The organism is Pedobacter ginsengisoli, from assembly GCF_030244015.1.
GTDB lineage: Bacteria > Bacteroidota > Bacteroidia > Sphingobacteriales > Sphingobacteriaceae > Pedobacter > Pedobacter ginsengisoli.
Genome location: NZ_JASSYX010000001.1, coordinates 1596597 through 1613794, shown reverse-complemented (window position 1 = coordinate 1613794; position 17198 = coordinate 1596597). Strand labels below are relative to the sequence as shown.

Below are 17198 nucleotides of genomic sequence, written 5' to 3'. Positions count from 1 at the left end.
ACAGTATTTTAATTAATAACCGTTTTTTCTCGATTTAAAATTACATTTTTGCAAAAATTATTATAACTATAAATGCAGAGTTACTCGGAATTTCTTGATCTAAGTGTTGGTTTTCCACAGGAAGGCTATAGCGTTATAGACGATGAATTGTATTTTCAGGATCTGAATCTAATGGAGATGATTGAAACCTATGGAACTCCATTGCGTTTTACCTATCTGCCGATGATCAGCAAAAAAATCCAGCAGGCCAAGCTGCTTTTCCAAACGGCGATCATCAAAAACAATTACCGCGGAGATTATAAATATTGTTATTGCACAAAAAGCTCTCACTTTCGTCATATTGTAGAGGAAGCGCTCAAAAATGGTATTCACTTAGAGACTTCATCTGCCTTTGACATGCCGATGATCGAGGCACTGGAAAAAAAGGGCGCCTTGAACAAAGACATTACGGTGATCTGTAATGGCTTCAAAACCTACCAGTATAAGCAGTACATTATAGATATGCTGCACGATGGCTATAAAAATATCATCCCGGTTCTTGATAACAAAGAGGAATTCAACCTCTTTGATGACGAAGTGGAGATGGATACTCCATGTAATCTGGGGATCCGTATTGCGGCAGAGGAGCAACCGGATTCACAATTCTATACATCCCGGCTTGGGGTACGTATGGAAGACGTGATCGACTTTTACAACAATAAGATCTCCGCAAACCCTAATTTCAGGGTAAAATTACTCCACTTTTTCATCAACTCCGGTATTACGGACTCTCCGTACTACTGGAACGAGCTGGAGAAATATGTAACGCTATACTGCAAATTTAAGAAGATCAATCCTGAACTGGATACGCTGGATATTGGTGGGGGTATGCCATTTAAAGACTCCCTGGTATTCGATTTTGATTACGAATATATGGTCAATGAGATCGTAAAAAGGATCAAAGAGATCTGTGCGGAACACGATGTAGTGGAACCGGACATTATTACTGAATTTGGCAAATATACTGTTGCGGAGGCGTCTGGGATTCTTTATAAAGTATTAGGCCGTAAACAGCAGAATGACAGGGAGAAGTGGTTGATGCTTGACGGCTCATTTATCACAAATCTCCCTGATGTGTGGGCGCTTAACCAAAAATACATCTTGTTGCCTGTTAACAACTGGGATGCAGAATATGAACGGGTGAACCTCGGCGGTATTACCTGCGACGGACAGGATTATTACAACCAGGAAGCACATATGAATAGTGTGTTTATGCCAAAAACAAGAAAGGTACAATATTTAGGATTTTTCAATACCGGGGCATACCAGGAAGTACTGAGTGGCTACGGTGGTATCCACCACTGCCTGCTACCTAGTCCTAAACATGTGATCATCAGAAGAAATCGTGACGAAACTTTTAACTTTGAGGTTTTTGGAGAAGAACAAAACAGCAAGCAGGTATTAAAAATCCTGGGATATACCTAAAAAAAGAGGGATATGCCCTCCGGCATACCCCTCAACCTTAAAAACCAAACTCTAACTTATTATGAAACTTTTATCTCTTTGCTTTGTGATTTAACATCGTCTTTACCTATAGTGATGTTTAAAATTCCATTCAAATACTCTGCTGTGATGCTATCTGCATTTACGCTTTCAGGTAACACGAAGGACCTTGCGAATGAGGAATACTCAAACTCTTTGCGGGTATAATCTTTTTTAACCTCTGATTCAATTTCTTTTTTCTCTACCCAAACAGACAGTGTATCTTTCTTCAGATTGATCTGAAAGTCTTCTTTAATTAATCCCGGAGCAGCCATTTCAATCTTATAATCCTCTTCGGTTTCCAAAATGTTGACTCCCGGAACTTTATTTACAGTTAAATTTTTATTTAACGCCTCGCTAAACAAAGAGTCAAAAACATTGTTAAAGTAAGGTGCTGTGTTCCTGGTCCTGTTGTTAAATTTTACTAATGTCATTTTTATAATCTCCTATTTTAAGTTTTTTTTATACTAACCACGTATTCAACTCCCATACCAATCCGAATTTCTATGATGTTTAAGACATTTTGGCGTACAAACCCAAAGGAATCAGACAAAAAGACAGATATAGTCAATCAATTAGACAATTTCAAATATAAAACTGCTCTGGAAACCAGGTTTGCCGATTTCGATATGATGGGTCATGTAAACAATGCAGTATACTTCACCTACATGGAAATTGCCAGAAGCAAATACTGGGCACAAGCCGTCCATTGGGATTGGAAGAAAACAGGAGTTGTTCTCGCACAAGCTACATTGGATTATATCAAACCAATATTAATTGATGATAAGATCAGCATGTATGTAAGAACATCCAGGATTGGAAAAACGAGTTTTGACCTGGAATACCTGCTCATTAAGATGGAAGACGGCAGGGAAGTAATCTGTAGCAAGGGAAAGACAGTCTGTGTTGCCTTTGATTACAACACAAAAGTTTCGACGCCCATACCGGAGCATGAAAGAAATAAAATGATCGTATTTGAGCAGTTATCCGAGAATTAAGACTGATAGCCGCTGCTAAGTCGTCCAAAGCTCAAAATATTTTGCCGGGATTTAATATATTATTTGGATCAAACACTTTTTTGATTGAACGCATCAGGTTTAGACTAACCTCTTTATATTTAATTGGCATAAACTCTTTTTGCACCAGTCCTATGCCGTGCTCTCCTGATATAGTTCCCCCGAGATCTGTGGTGAGTACAAATATTTCTGCAATGCCGTCTTTAAGCCTTTTTTTCCAGGCTTCATCGCTCATTCCGGCTTTAATGATGTTGATGTGCAGATTCCCGTCCCCGGCATGACCATAACATATGCTTTCAAAACCGTACCTCGAACCTATCTCCTTAATTCCGCTGATCAGTTTCGGTAATGCAGCACGGGGAACAACTGTATCTTCTTCTTTGTATACCGAATTCGACTTCACAGATTCAGGCATAATGCGCCGCATGCGCCAAAGATCTTCTTTCTGCTGTGCAGCATCTGCGAAAAGAACATCGCTGCAACCATACTCCTCCAAGACCATGTTTACCTTTTCGCAATCTTTGAATATGGTGTCCATGTCATTCCCATCAAGTTCAATAAGCAGAAAAGCACTAACACCATCTTTGAGGTCAAATTTAATATCATCAAACTTAATCACCCATTCTACCCCTTTCCGCTCCATAAATTCCAATGCAGAAGGAGTTACCCCAGCTCTGAATATGGCTGAAACAGCCGCACAGGCATCCTCATTCCTGTTAAATGAGGCCAGCATCAAAACACTGTGAAGAGTTTTAGGGATCAGCTTAGTGACAATCTTGGTAATTATACCCAAAGTTCCTTCAGAACCAATCATCAACTGCGTCAGATTATAACCTGATGCATATTTTAGCGTATTAGCTCCGGTCCAGATGATCTCACCAGTCGGCAATACCACCTCAAGATTTAAAATGTATTCCCTTATTGTACCGTACTTAACTACCCTCGGTCCTCCTGATCCATGGGCTACATTGCCTCCGATAAAGCAGGAACCCTTACTGGAAGGATCCACCGGGTAAAGCAAGCCGTGCTCAGCGACGGCATTGATAAACTCTTCAGTGATCACTCCCGGTTCTACTGTAGCTTGCAGGTTTTCTGTATCAATATTTATTATTGATTTAAACCGCTCCATTGACAACAACAATCCACCATAAACGGGAAGCGCACCACCGCTCAGGCCAGTTCCACCACCTCTTGGTGTCAGCGGTATATGATGTCTGTTGCAAAATCTAAATAATTCAGCAATAATCACCTCATTTTCAGGTTTTACAATTACTTCAGGATAGTATTTCAGGTCTTCTGTTTCATCATGGGAATAGTGATTTAAAGAGTCATCATCGGTAAATACATTCGCTATCCCTGCTATTGCTCTGATCTGATCAAGAAATTCCGGAGTGATTTTATGATATTGCATTCGTTGTTACTTCTTTGTTGATGGATTACAGTAGCTCAGCTGCACGAAAGAATGTCCTATTTGTCCAGGCATCGGAGGATTTAGTTTTCTAATGCCGACCTCTGCGGAATGCACAAAGGGGTAGCTTTTTACAACTCTGTCCAGAATATTCTTTACTACAGTCTCCAGCATCTTTTGCGTACGCTTCATCTCCTCCAGGATGATGGTATTTAAAACTTCATAATTCACCGTGCGCAACAGGTTCTCCGTATCATCGTCGGGTTCAAAAGTAACTATTGCATCTACCATAAAATAAATCCCGGTAAGCTGTTCTTCCGGATAATATCCGTGAAATGCAAAACATTTTACGTCTCTAAGCGCAACAGTTTGAATATATTTTAGATTATCGCTCATTAATGAAAATTAAATTATTCTTTGCTTTTAACTTGCCTTGCGGTAAATGATTACCTTTGAAGGGTACAGCTGATTCCTGACCAAATATAGTGTAAACAATGAATAAATCCGCCAAAAAAGACCTTTACGAATCTCCCGATTATTATTTACTCGATGAATTACTCACCGATGAACATAAGTTGATCAGGGCCACAGCAAGAGAATGGATCAAAAAAGAAGTAAGTCCAATTATAGAAGATTATGCACAGCGGGCGGAGTTCCCCAAACACCTGATCAAGGGTCTTTCAGAGATCGGTGCGTTTGGGCCAACTATTCCGGTAGAATATGGAGGAGCAGGTCTGGATTACACCGCATACGGGATTCTGATGCAGGAAATCGAGCGTGGTGATTCGGGAATCAGGTCCACGGCCTCCGTACAGGGATCGCTGGTCATGTATCCTATTTTTGCTTATGGCACTGAAGAACAGCGCATGAAATATCTGCCTAAACTGGCAAACGGGGAACTGATGGGCTGTTTTGGATTGACTGAACCCGATCACGGATCGAACCCGGGGGGCATGGTGACCAATATTAAAGATAATGGCAGTCACTATATACTGAATGGTGCGAAGATGTGGATCTCCAACGCTCCATTTGCCGACATTGCGGTAGTTTGGGCAAGGAACGAGGCAGGTAAGATCAGGGGGATGGTTGTAGAACGCGGCATGGATGGTTTTACCACTCCTGAAACACATGGAAAATGGAGTTTAAGGGCTTCAGCAACCGGCGAACTAGTATTTGACAATGTAAAGATCCCGAAGGAAAATGTATTTCCGGAGATTAGCGGTCTAAAAGGCCCTCTTGGTTGTCTGAACCAGGCCAGGTATGGCATTGCATGGGGCGCATTAGGTGCGGCAATGGACTGCTATGACACCGCACTCCGTTATTCAAAAGAAAGGATACAATTTGGAAAACCGATCGGTGGCTTTCAGCTGCAACAAAAGAAATTAGCTGAAATGATTACAGAGATCACCAAGGGGCAATTGCTCGTGTGGCGTTTAGGCGTGTTGAAAAGTGAAAACAGAGCTACAGCAGAGCAAATTTCTATGGCTAAAAGAAACAGTGTTGAAATTGCACTGGAGATTGCCAGAAATGCAAGGCAAATGCTTGGCGGCATGGGCATAACCGGGGAATATTCGATTATGAGGCACATGATGAACCTGGAATCAGTGGTAACTTATGAAGGCACCCATGATATTCACTTATTAATTACCGGAATGGATGTAACTGGTATGAATGCTTTTAAATAAATTTATACATTAGCTGCTCTGAATTATATAAAGTTATGTTTTGTAATACGCTCTCAACGCTATTCGTGCGTTTATATGGCCTTTTCTTCTCGATAAAAGTCCTTGTGATTCTTTTATTGCTGTCCGCAGCTGCCAATCTTACACAGGGACAACAAAAGAACTTTTTTGTAAACCCTAAAGAACCTTCATGGATCATTAAAGTAAAGCCAAAGAACTTAAGGCCGTTATCCAAGGATATTTCTGAAGGATATTTCGCTTCGTTCTATGAAAGTCAAAGCCATCTGGAATTACATGAAGATTATCATCATTTGATTAGGGAAATTGTATCTGACGCCGGAGTGCAGAATGGGTCTCAGATCTCGGTTACTTACGATCCCAGTTTCCAAAAACTAATTTTCCATAAGATACTGGTGTGGCGCAATGGAAAGCCCTCCAATCAACTAAGGATCAGTGATTTTAAGTTATTACAGACTGAAAAAGAACTATCAAGATTTATATATAGCGGTACTTTTGATGCTTTTATGCTTTTGGATGACGTGAGAAAAGGCGATCGTATAGAATTTTCATATACAATCACAGGGCTAAATCCTGTATTCGGTAAAAAATACGCTGATACTTACTATTTTGAGGGCTCCAGCAGCTTAGGACATATTTACAACGCTATCATTTTCAGCAAATCCCGCTCATTAGCCCTTAAGAATTTCAATTTCAATAAAAATCCCCAAATTTCAGAAAAGAATGGTTTAAAAGTTTACGAATGGGAAAGTACGCTTACCAAAACTTACCGGGCTGCTGACTATGAACCCACTTGGTATAATCCATTGAAAAGAACCCAACTTACAGAGTATAAAAGTTGGAACGAAGTTGTAGAATGGGCACTTTCTATTAACGATTATTCTAATCTCAGTACTCCACTGACGGATAAAACAGTTAAAGAATTAAGAGCAAAATCAGGTGCTGATCTAAAAAAGTACATTACACTTGCGACACGTTTCGTGCAAGATGAGATCAGATACATGGGTATCGAGATGGGTATTTATTCTCATCAGCCAAATTCCCCTGAAAAGGTTCTTTTACAGCGTTACGGAGATTGTAAAGACAAATCATTACTACTGGTCCACCTTCTCAAAGCACAAGGCATTAACGCATACATGACTTATGCAAACACTTACACGACCGTAAAAACAGACGAATATCTACCTAGTCCATTTGTTTTTAATCATGTAATCGTATTGGTGGATTACAGCAATTATAAAACATGGATAGATCCGACTATAAGTTATCAGCGAGGGACTTTCGATAGTTTTTACGCGCCCGATTATGGTTCAGTGCTTGTTATTAAAAAGGGGGTTAATGCTTTAGAAAAAATAGAAAGAAAGCCATTGGGCAAACTAATTGCGAACCTTAGATTCAATTTAACAGATACCGTCTCTGCAACAAAATCTTCTTTATTGGTCACCAGCATATACTCTGATAATTATGCAGATGAATTGAGGCGTCAGATCGCTGAATCAGGGGTAGACGGGATGGAGAAAAGTTTTCTGGAATACCTGGCCAAATTATACCCTGAAATCGAAACGAAGGAACAGATAAAAATAGAGGACAACGAAGACGGGAATGTAATTGAAGTGACGGAATCATATGAAATTGGCGACATCTGGACTGAGAACGATGAAATCAAAGATCAGCTGGTTTATTTTTATGGGGATTTGATCAGTTCTGAACTGAGGAAAATTACTACAAAAAAGAGACTCGCCCCATTGGCTTTAAAAGACTATATCAATATTGAACAAAATATTACTGTAGACATGCCTTATGACGTACCTGTTGGTGATGATACATTCCAGATTGAAAATGATAGCTATTATTTTGATATGTATCATATACAACGTCCGAGAGAGATAAAGTTTAGCTACACTTTTCGCAACTCAGCCGGCTATCTTGAGAACGATAAGATCAAAGATTATGCAAAGGATATCAAGAAGATTGATGAATACCTGACCCACTATATCAAACGCGGAGGAACAGCAGATGCTAATAACCGTATAAATTTTTATATGCTAATCCCATACCTGCTTTTTCTTGCGGCGTCGGCCTTCTTCTTCTTAAAGTTGTATAAAAAAAATGAACCATTTATTATAAAGGATATTGCCAATGCACTCCCAATAGGTGGCTGGCTGGTCTTAATTGCAATAAGAGTCGTAATTTTTCCGATAATGCTTCTAATTGGCCCATTTCTCCTACAGATGTTCAAAAAAGAGGTTTGGAATGGATTGGCTAATTTTGGGAATTGGGAGGACCTGCTTAAGTTCACATTCATCGCAGAAGCCATTATATATGCCCTTTTATTTGTATATAGTGTATTTTGTCTGGTATTGTTTTTTCAACGAAGGAAGAGTTTCCCAAAACATTTCATTATTATAACCATTGGCCATTTGACATTTCTTATTTTTGATATCGCAATTGCATTGTCTATGAACTCTATTTTAGGCAAAACGTTTGTAAGCCCAAAAGATTTAGGAAGTGTTTTTGGATCACTAATCTATTGTATTATTTTCGTGTGGTATCTATTAAAGTCTGAACGTGTAAAACAGACATTTGTATTTACTTATCCTAAATCTGTGTGGCAATTGAGCCTGACTGAGTATTATGAGCATTTTTATGCGAAAAGGGAGGAGCATACGCAATTAAAATCTTTAACAGAAACAAATGACAACAATGAAAACTTTTAAAAAATACTATTACTTCCCTGCCTCTCCTGAAGAAGTTTATCTCGCATTGACCAAAGCACAAAGCATTCAATTATGGACCGGTGCCGAAGTAGAATTTACAGAAGAACCCGGAACAGAGTTTTCATTTTGGGATGGCGACATTTCAGGCAGAAACCTTGAATTCGATTATGGCAAAAAGATTGTACAGCAATGGTATTTTGGTGAAGAAAACGAGCCCTCTATTGTCACTATTAAATTGCATGCTGACAAAAAAGGCACCTCACTGGAATTTGTACAAACTAATATACCGGATCAGGATTATGACGATTTTACTTCAGGCATTAACGAATACTACCTCGGCGGGCTGCAAGACTTCTTTGAAGACTAAATATCTTCGCTATAAACAAATCTGATCTCATCCCTGAGGTTATATTTGGAAGCCATAACTTCTCCATAGGCACCTGCACTTCTTATCGCGTACAAGTCACCTCTAAAAGTTACAGGCTGCTCCACTTCTTTTCCAAAGCAGTCTGTACTTTCGCAAATGGGCCCTACGATATCATATTTTAACGCAACCTTATTGCCCCTTGTTAAATTCTCAATTTTATGGTAAGCCTGGTATAAAGCCGGACGCATCAGTTCGGTCATTCCCGCATCTAATACAACAAAGTTTTTCTTCTTCCCATTCTTTACGTATAGCACTTTACTGATGAGAGATGCACATTGTCCGACCAATGCCCTTCCAAGTTCAAAATGTACTTCCTGGCCTGGTTTAACTTCCAAAAAATCTGAAAAGATCTTAAAGTAGCCCGCAAAATCCGGAATTTGCTGTTCCGGATGATGATAATCGATCCCCAAACCACCCCCTACGTTTAATAACTTAACCGTAAAGCCCCTTTCCTCAAACCAAAGTGCAAATTCATTTACACGGACACATAAGTTTTTATATACATCAAGATTGGTAATCTGGGATCCGATGTGGAAATGAATACCTATGAATTCAATATGCTCAGAAACTTTTAATGTCTCCGCACAGGCAGGCAAATCCCATGAATTTACACCAAACTTATTCTCATCCAAACCTGTAGTAATGTTGTGATGCGTGTGTGCATCTACATTGGGGTTGATCCTTATTGCCACCCTGGCTATTTTTCCTTTAACGGCAGCGAGTTCATTAATCACCGCAAGCTCCTGAACAGATTCTACGTTAAAGCAGAATATGTCCTGATCTAAAGCATTATTAATTTCCTTATCTGACTTTCCCACGCCAGCAAAAACAACCTGTTTTTTATCAAAGCCGATTTCAATTGCCTTACTTACCTCTCCACCACTTACACAGTCAGCACCAAATCCCGTTAATTTGATTTTTTGCAATACTTTAGTATTGAAATTAGCTTTCATGGCATAATGAACATGAAAATTATATACTTTCGCAGCTTCCGAGCAATCGCTTAGGGTTCGCTGCAGTAAATTAAGATCGTAATAATAGAAAGGTGTTTCTAAATTTGCGAACTGTTCTATATCTTTATTAGAAAACATAATGTTCAAATTTCTTATTGTATTCTTTTTACTTATTCTGGGCCTGATCTACATCGGTAATTATGCCGATTATAAAAATCAAAAGATCAGTACAAATGAGTACAACAAAAGATTAAGGCTCTTTCTTATACTCATTTTTATATTCATTGGCATTTTGATCTGGTTTAAAAAGCGATAACCTTTTAGTCAAAAAGGCGGTTATGTAAGCTTTTTAGGGCCTCGTTCTTATCTTCTGTATTGATGAGCAGCGATATGTTATAACTGCTTCCTCCATAAGAGATCATACGCAATGGGATGTGCTTAATGGCATCCAGTACACGTGCAGCAAAGCCATGTTTAGAAGCACTAAAATCACCCACCACACACACTATCGATTGGTTACTATCAATTTCTACACTACCGAAAGCATGCAGTTCCTCAACAATCTGATCCAGGTTATCTGTAAAATCAATAGTCAGCGAAACAGCCACTTCAGAAGTGGTGATCATATCAATTGGAGTTTTATAACGTTCAAAGATCTCAAATACCCGTCTAAGGAAGCCATATGCCAGCAACATCCTGCTCGACTGAATTTTGATCGCAGTAATACCATCTTTAGCGGCAATAGATTTGATCTTACCTTTCTCGCTTTCAGTAGAGATCAGTGTACCTGGTGCCTTTGGCTCCATCGTGTTTAACAACCTGACAGGAATTTTATATTTCTGGGCAGGAAACACCGATTGAGGGTGCAAAATCTTCGCTCCGAAATACGCAAGCTCAGCCGCTTCGTCAAAAGAAAGCTGCGCTATGGGCTTAGTGCCCTTTACGATCCTTGGATCATTATTGTGCATTCCGTCAATGTCCGTCCAGATCTGGACTTCCTCTGCAAGTATAGCCGCTCCCAATAACGAAGCTGTATAGTCACTTCCCCCTCTTCTTAGGTTATCTACTTCTCCAAAGCTGTTTCTGCAGATGAATCCCTGGGTAATAAACAGTTTTACTCCTTTATTCTGATCCAGAATCGGCTGAAGATGTGCAGTAGTAAAGGGAACATCCGGCTCATTATCTTCATCAGTTTTCATAAAATCCAGGGCTGGCAATAACACAGAAGAGACGCCTATGGATTTTAAATAAATGTGGTATAAAGTTGTAGAAAGCAGCTCGCCCTGTGCCAGGACTACTTTTTCCTCGACAGGCGTGAAAAGGTCATTCACCAGTGTACGCAGGAAATTGAAATGATAATCCACAACTTCCTGACCCTGCTCACGAAAATCACCTTCCGGCAAAAGCTCTATTACAAATTCATTATATTTTTGATGCAATGCGTTAATCAATGTTAACGCAGCCTGTTTATCTTCCTTTAAAAGTTTGGCTGAAATTTCCACTAAACTATTTGTCGTACCGGACACCGCCGATAGCACTACAATTTGTTCCTCTGCAGGATCAATAATATCCAGCAATTTTTTCATCCGCTCAGGGCTTCCAACTGAAGTTCCTCCAAACTTTAATATCTTCATCGTTGTTAATCGTTAAAATTTATAGCACACCCGCGCTGTTTTATCTACTACACGCTTCGCTATAAATCGTTTAATTTTTAAAGGTTAATAAATATTTTATTAAAAATGGTTATATACTTATATTAGGCCGTGAAATTAAATAAAATTACCCAACAAAACTTCACGATATTCAATTTGTTTCTCTATAATTCCGTTAATAATACACCTAAATCATATGCAATTAGATACAGCTACCCAAACTACGATCAACGAATGGCTCAATGGCAATTACGACCAAAAAACTAAAGCCGAAATACAGAATCTGTTAGATAAGGAATCTTATACTGAGCTTACTGATTCATTTTATAGAAACCTGGAGTTCGGAACTGGCGGATTGCGTGGAATTATGGGGGCTGGCTCTAACAGGATCAATAAATATACGATCGGAACCGCGACTCAGGGCTTGAGCAACTATTTGCTTCATAAATATCCTGGGGAAAGGATTAAAGTAGCTATAGCACACGACAGCAGGAACAACTCTGATTATTTCGCCGGTATTACGGCAGATGTATTCTCTGCCAACGGAATCCATGTTTATTTTTTTAAAGCGTTAAGGCCAACACCGGAACTTTCTTTCGCTATCCGTGAACTGGGTTGCCGCAGCGGAGTGATGCTGACTGCCTCACACAATCCTAAGGAATACAATGGATATAAAGCGTATGGCACAGACGGAGGCCAGTTTACAGCACCTGATGATACGATGGTGATGGATGAAGTAGCTAAGATAAAAAGCATAGATGAAGTTAAATTTACCCGTATCGATGCCAATGTTGAGCTTATCGGAGAAGATCTGGACCAATCTTACCTAGATAAGATCACTGCCCTATCAGTATCTCCGGAAGCCATTGACCGCCAAAAAGACCTTAAAATTGTCTACTCTCCAATACATGGTACCGGCATCACACTCGTTCCTAAAGCATTAGCGCAATTTGGCTTTTCGAATGTAACACTTGTTGAAGAACAAAGTACTCCCGACGGAAACTTCCCTACTGTGGTTTATCCAAACCCGGAAGAAAAGGAAGCCCTTACACTGGCGCTCAGAAAAGCAGAGCAGATTGATGCAGACCTTGTCTTGGCTACGGACCCTGATGCCGACAGAGTAGGTATTGCGGTAAAGAACAGCGATGGTGAATTTGTGCTGCTCAACGGTAATCAGACCGGCAGCCTGCTGATCAGTTATCTGCTGAGCGCCTGGGAAGAAAAAGGAAAACTAACAGGCGATCAGTATATAGTTAAAACTATTGTGACCAGCAACCTGATTGATGCCATCGCAAAAGCAAAAAATGTGACCTGTTACAACACCCTTACCGGATTCAAATGGATTGGCCAGCTAATGACCAGCCTGGAAGGAAAAAAAACCTTTATTGGGGGCGGTGAAGAAAGCTATGGATACCTGATAGGTGAACTGGTAAGAGATAAGGACGCCGTAGTTTCCTGTGCCTTTATTGCTGAAATGACCGCTTTTTATAAAGACAAGGGCAGCAGCCTGTACGATGCCATGCTGGACATGTATGTGCAATATGGTTTCTACAAAGAAGAACTGGTGTCTATCACTAAGAAAGGCAAGACCGGAGCTGAAGAGATCAAAGCATTAATGGAGAAATTCAGGAACAATCCTCCTGTCAGACTTGGGGGATCCAAGGTGGCCACTTTAAAAGATTACGAACTCGGTTTCGAAACCGATCTGCACAGCGGTCAAAAGAAAGAACTTGAGTTGCCCAAATCAGATGTACTTCAGTTCATTACTGAAGATGGCAGCATCATTTCAGCAAGGCCGTCAGGTACAGAGCCAAAGATCAAATTTTACTGCAGTGTCAACACTAAATTAAAAGACAAGGCGAGCTTCAAAGAGACAGAATTAGCATTAAGTGAAAAAGTTAAATCTATAATGAATGATTTAGAGGTTTAACCCCTCTAAATCATCTTTCAATAAAATGAGGCTGCAATGTGATCTTACTGATCTCATGTTTTGCGGAACTCTTACTTCCTGACATGAGTTCATGCAATACAATATCAATAATCCTTTCCGCTATTTCTTCAATCGGCTGGTCTACTACGCTGATTGGAGGAGTATGCAAACGGAACACATCGTGGTCGTCGTAGGATACAATCGTAAAATCATCATTAATAGGTTTATTGATCTGCTTTAATACACCCAGACCTTTTATCGCCAGATAGTTAGTAGAAAACAGCACAGCATCAATCTCCGGATTCTTTTTAAACAAAAGCATCAGCTGGGCATTTGTATTGTCATCATTACTGTCAAACGATATTTCAGAGTAGATCCGCTCATTATATGGGATTCTATGATCTTCAAGCGCTTTTTCGTAACCATAAAAACGATTGTTCATTTGATCCACATGTACATCAACGGTCACAAAAGCTATATTTTTTTTGCCTTTGTCTATCAGATGTTTTGTGGCCATGTAAGTGCCATTGAAGTTATCTACCACCACAAAATTGACTTCAAGATCTGCAAGGTTCCTGTCAAAGATCACAACAGGTATCTTCTCGGCAAGCAGCTGTTTAATGTCACTTTCAATTCCGGGAACAGGTGCTATGATATAGGCATCTACCTGTCTTGATTTAAACATCTCGATCAGTTCTTTTGCTTTAACCGGATCATTTTCTGTACTCGAATAACTAATCTTATAGCCCTTTTTATAAGCTTTATCTTCTATTTTCCTGGCTATACTGCCAAAAAAAGGATTTGAAATATCTTCTACGATCAGCCCGATCGTCTTGGTATTACCTGTCCTCAAACTGCGGGCTACCTGATTAGGGACGAAATCACATTCGTCGATAATCGCCTGAACACGCTCGATCACCTTTTTGCTAATGCGCATTTGTTCCGCTTTTCCATTCACTATGAATGATACCGTAGTGATAGATACACTGGCCATATGGGCAATGTCTTTTATTGATGTAGGTTTCATCTCGTTTGCCCCTCTCCTTTTATAATCCATTTTTCTGTAACTAATTTTTCAAGGGCGAAGGGACCACGCGCGTGAAGTTTTTGTGTTGATATTCCTATTTCGGCACCCAGGCCAAATACCTGGCCATCGGTAAACCTTGTTGAAGCATTCAGATATACAGCCGCCGCATCTACCTGGTTTAAGAAATTTTCAGCTTTCTCCATATCCTGGGTAATTATAGCTTCTGAATGTTTAGACGAAAATTCCGAAATATGGCCTAATGCCTGCTCTGTACTGTCCATTATCTTTAACGAGCATTTGAAGTCCAAAAACTCTCTCCCGTAATCTTCCGGTGCTGCCAGGTTCAATAAAGGATAATTCATACTGTGCAACAACTTATAAGAATCTTCATCGGCAAATATCTCTACATTATATGGAATAAACAAAGGCGCCAGCTTTTTTAAAAAAAAAGCTGCGATTTCTCTGTCCACCAAAACCGTATCAAGTGCATTACACACAGACGGACGGGATACCTTTGCATTGACAACAACCCTGACAGCATCATCTATAACCGCTGTTTTCTCTACATAAGTATGGCACACACCAGCCCCTGTTTCAATTACAGGCACCAGTGCATTATTGCGGACAAACTCGATAAGCTGGTTAGAGCCGCGCGGAATAACTACGTCTATATATTTCTCTGCATGGAGTATGTCTAAAATATACTTCCTGTCTGCCGGTAACTGCTGTACGATATTCCTGTCCAGTCCGAACTCCAGTAATACATCCCGTATAAGGCCAACTATATATTTATTGGTATGGTCCGCATCCTGGCCGCCCCTGAGTAAACATACGTTACCAGACCTGATGCATAACGCGGCCACATCGATAGTTACATTAGGTCTGGATTCGTAAATTACCCCAACAACACCAAGTGCTACAGTTTTTTTTTGAATGAACAGTCCATTGCTCATTGTATTTTCAGAAAGCAGCACATTTGTAGGATCAGCAAGATTTGAAACATCGATTAGACTCTCAGACAGCCCTGCTATTCTTTCTGCATTCAACACGAGACGGTCCAGTTTAGGATCCGCAGGGTCCATCTTCTGTCTGTCCTTAACATTTTCTGCGATGATCTCATCAGTATGGTCCATAATCACAGCAGCAAGCCGCTGAAGTATTTGCTGCTTCTCTGCATCGTTCAGACCAGATATGGACTTCCGTGCATTCTTTGCATTAATCAACTGTTCTTGGATAGATTCCATTATATCTTATAATATCACAATATCGCTGGCATTGGCTATCTCCAGGTTATGCTGTTTTGAATTTTTAGTAATTGCATTTGATGATACCTTTGCCCTGGCAACCGCTACAATATTATTTTCCGGGTCTGTAATCTCAAAGATCTCTCCATCTGCAAAATCGGCAATAATAGATTTAACACCTACTGCCAGCAAGCTTTTCCTCTTTCTTATGGCCTCACAGGCACCATCATCAATTACTAACCTCCCGGTCACCAGACTTCCACTTGCCAGCCATTTATTTCTGGAAGAAATGGATGAATTCTTCGGTGTACACTCTGTACCCGTTTCGCCTTTCACTGCTTTCAATATTCCATCTGGGGTACGAACCCCGAATATAACCACTTTTATACCCATAGTGGATGCGAGGTGTGCAAAGGTTAGCTTAGAAGTCATCCCCCCCAGCCCCACTTCCGAGGTCTTCTTATTCGCCAGCGAGAAGATGTCATTGTCAATGGATTTAATTTTATCCACCACTTTTCCATCTGCGTCCAGAACACCGGGCACTGAGGTACCAAGCAGAATCAGCGAAGCACCAAAACCCACACCCAGCAAAGTTGCGAGCTCATCATTATCCGAAAATTTTAGTTCCAGATTGCTGACCACATCGTTTTCATTTGCAATTGGGATCACCCCATTTTTCCAGAGCTCTTCATAAGTTTCCTTTAGCTGTAAAAACTGTGTCCTGTTAGAGAAATGTTGCCTTTCACACAAACTTTGTGCTATCGCCACTTTATATTTTTCAAAGTGTTTGGCATACGTACCAAGCAGCAAAGGGTTTCCTATCGCCGCCGCCGCCTTTCTTTCACTGATCTTCCCTTTGTAATTTTGGATATATTTTTTACCTGCCGCCACTGCACCGGAAGAAACCAGTATCAGATGGTGATCAGCTGAAAGCATTGCAACCTGCCGGGTGATGTCCGCTATTATTGTTTCATCAATTTCACCCTTTGGGGTTGTAATAGAAGCTGAGCCCAGTTTTAGAACAAGTATTGACTTGGCCATTTTTTACGTTTATTATTAGTTTTTTGATTAGAGATTCCGAAAATAGATAAATTACGGCGTCCAACCATAAAAGACCCATAAAAAAATCCTCCTGCTTATTGATAAAACAGGAGGATTTTTTATTTATTTATAAGATTTCTTACAATAGGTTTGCCTCGAGTTGTATATCAACATTATAAGCCTTGCTCACGGGGCAATTTGCTTTTGCTCCGGCAGCTATTTCCTGAAATTGCGTATTCTCAATACCCGGAATACTAGCCTGCAATACCAAATGTGAGCTGGTAATCACACCATTATCTAAAGACACCGTAGCTTTAGTTTCTAATGAGGTCGGGTTGAAACCAGCTTCGGTAAGGTCAGCGCTTAGTTTCATTGTAAAACAACCTGCATGCGCTGCAGCCATTAACTCTTCAGGATTGGTGCCAATTCCTTCTGCAAACCTGCTGTTGAAAGAATACTGTGTCTTTTCAAGAACTTTACTGTCTGTGGTGAGGTGGCCTGAGCCTTCTTTAATTGTGCCATTCCAAACGGCTGTTGCATTACGTTTCATAATTTTTAGAGA

General features: G+C 40.1%; 15 protein-coding genes. 6 read left to right on the top strand and 9 right to left on the bottom strand.

The genetic code is table 11. The features are described from left to right. Window positions 1-72: 72 nt before the first annotated feature. Window positions 73-1464 carry an arginine decarboxylase gene (locus QEP08_RS07020; protein ID WP_285056807.1) on the top strand — a complete coding sequence of 464 codons (1392 nt, stop codon included), beginning with the start codon at window positions 73-75 and terminating at the stop codon, window positions 1462-1464. Between the two features lie 59 nt (window positions 1465-1523). On the opposite strand, the gene QEP08_RS07015 is transcribed toward QEP08_RS07020, so the two are convergent. Next, window positions 1524-1955 carry an Hsp20/alpha crystallin family protein gene (locus QEP08_RS07015; RefSeq protein WP_285056805.1) on the bottom strand — a complete coding sequence of 144 codons (432 nt, stop codon included), beginning with the start codon at window positions 1953-1955 and terminating at the stop codon, window positions 1524-1526. Between the two features lie 72 nt (window positions 1956-2027). Here QEP08_RS07015 and QEP08_RS07010 point away from each other — a divergent pair, with 72 nt between their 5' ends. Next, the gene (locus QEP08_RS07010) at window positions 2028-2519 is read left to right on the top strand and encodes an acyl-CoA thioesterase (protein WP_285056803.1); all 492 of its coding nucleotides are present in this window, start codon (window positions 2028-2030) and stop codon (window positions 2517-2519) included. Between the two features lie 31 nt (window positions 2520-2550). Here QEP08_RS07010 and QEP08_RS07005 read toward each other — a convergent pair whose 3' ends face one another. Both QEP08_RS07005 and QEP08_RS07000 read right to left on the bottom strand, forming a co-directional pair. Continuing rightward, on the bottom strand, window positions 2551-3948 hold the full coding sequence (locus QEP08_RS07005; protein ID WP_285056801.1) for an FAD-binding oxidoreductase: 1398 nt from the start codon (window positions 3946-3948) through the stop codon (window positions 2551-2553). 6 nt (window positions 3949-3954) lie between these two features. Next, complete coding sequence (locus tag QEP08_RS07000; protein WP_285056799.1) at window positions 3955-4341, bottom strand: dihydroneopterin aldolase; 387 nt, start codon at window positions 4339-4341, stop codon at window positions 3955-3957. Window positions 4342-4439: 98 nt separating this feature from the next. Between QEP08_RS07000 and QEP08_RS06995 the strand changes: the two genes are divergently transcribed. The 3 genes from QEP08_RS06995 to QEP08_RS06985 all read left to right on the top strand — a co-directional run bounded on the left by QEP08_RS06995 (window position 4440) and on the right by QEP08_RS06985 (window position 8729). Next, window positions 4440-5630, top strand: a complete 1191-nt coding sequence (locus QEP08_RS06995; protein ID WP_285056797.1) for an acyl-CoA dehydrogenase family protein — start codon at window positions 4440-4442, stop codon at window positions 5628-5630. 104 nt (window positions 5631-5734) lie between these two features. Beyond that, entirely contained in the window at window positions 5735-8362 is a 2628-nt protein-coding gene (locus tag QEP08_RS06990) for a DUF3857 domain-containing protein (RefSeq protein ID WP_285056795.1), read from the top strand. Next, window positions 8349-8729: an SRPBCC domain-containing protein gene (locus tag QEP08_RS06985; protein ID WP_285056793.1), complete on the top strand. Its 381-nt coding sequence runs from the start codon at window positions 8349-8351 to the stop codon at window positions 8727-8729. Before QEP08_RS06990 ends, QEP08_RS06985 begins: the two co-directional genes overlap by 14 nt. Here QEP08_RS06985 and lysA read toward each other — a convergent pair. Together lysA and QEP08_RS06975 are read right to left on the bottom strand one after the other, a co-directional pair. Beyond that, window positions 8726-9880 carry a diaminopimelate decarboxylase gene (gene lysA, locus QEP08_RS06980; protein ID WP_285056792.1) on the bottom strand — a complete coding sequence of 385 codons (1155 nt, stop codon included), beginning with the start codon at window positions 9878-9880 and terminating at the stop codon, window positions 8726-8728. The two genes, QEP08_RS06985 and lysA, sit on opposite strands and share 4 nt — an antisense overlap. A gap of 182 nt (window positions 9881-10062) precedes the next feature. Further along, on the bottom strand, window positions 10063-11376 hold the full coding sequence (locus QEP08_RS06975; RefSeq protein WP_285056791.1) for an aspartate kinase: 1314 nt from the start codon (window positions 11374-11376) through the stop codon (window positions 10063-10065). A 214-nt stretch (window positions 11377-11590) separates the two neighbouring features. Here QEP08_RS06975 and QEP08_RS06970 point away from each other — a divergent pair, with 214 nt between their 5' ends. Then, entirely contained in the window at window positions 11591-13324 is a 1734-nt protein-coding gene (locus tag QEP08_RS06970; RefSeq protein ID WP_285056789.1) for a phospho-sugar mutase, read from the top strand. A 10-nt stretch (window positions 13325-13334) separates the two neighbouring features. On the opposite strand, the gene QEP08_RS06965 is transcribed toward QEP08_RS06970, so the two are convergent. The 4 genes from QEP08_RS06965 to QEP08_RS06950 form a co-directional block, all read right to left on the bottom strand. After that, window positions 13335-14351: a LacI family DNA-binding transcriptional regulator gene (locus tag QEP08_RS06965; RefSeq protein ID WP_285056787.1), complete on the bottom strand. Its 1017-nt coding sequence runs from the start codon at window positions 14349-14351 to the stop codon at window positions 13335-13337. Next, entirely contained in the window at window positions 14348-15595 is a 1248-nt protein-coding gene (locus QEP08_RS06960; protein ID WP_285056785.1) for a glutamate-5-semialdehyde dehydrogenase, read from the bottom strand. The genes QEP08_RS06965 and QEP08_RS06960 overlap by 4 nt, the downstream gene beginning before the upstream one ends. A 6-nt stretch (window positions 15596-15601) precedes the next feature. Then, window positions 15602-16636, bottom strand: coding sequence for a glutamate 5-kinase (gene proB / locus QEP08_RS06955; RefSeq protein ID WP_285056783.1), 1035 nt, complete (start codon window positions 16634-16636; stop codon window positions 15602-15604). A 139-nt stretch (window positions 16637-16775) separates the two neighbouring features. Next, window positions 16776-17186, bottom strand: coding sequence for an OsmC family protein (locus tag QEP08_RS06950; RefSeq protein ID WP_285056781.1), 411 nt, complete (start codon window positions 17184-17186; stop codon window positions 16776-16778). Window positions 17187-17198: the final 12 nt, after the last annotated feature.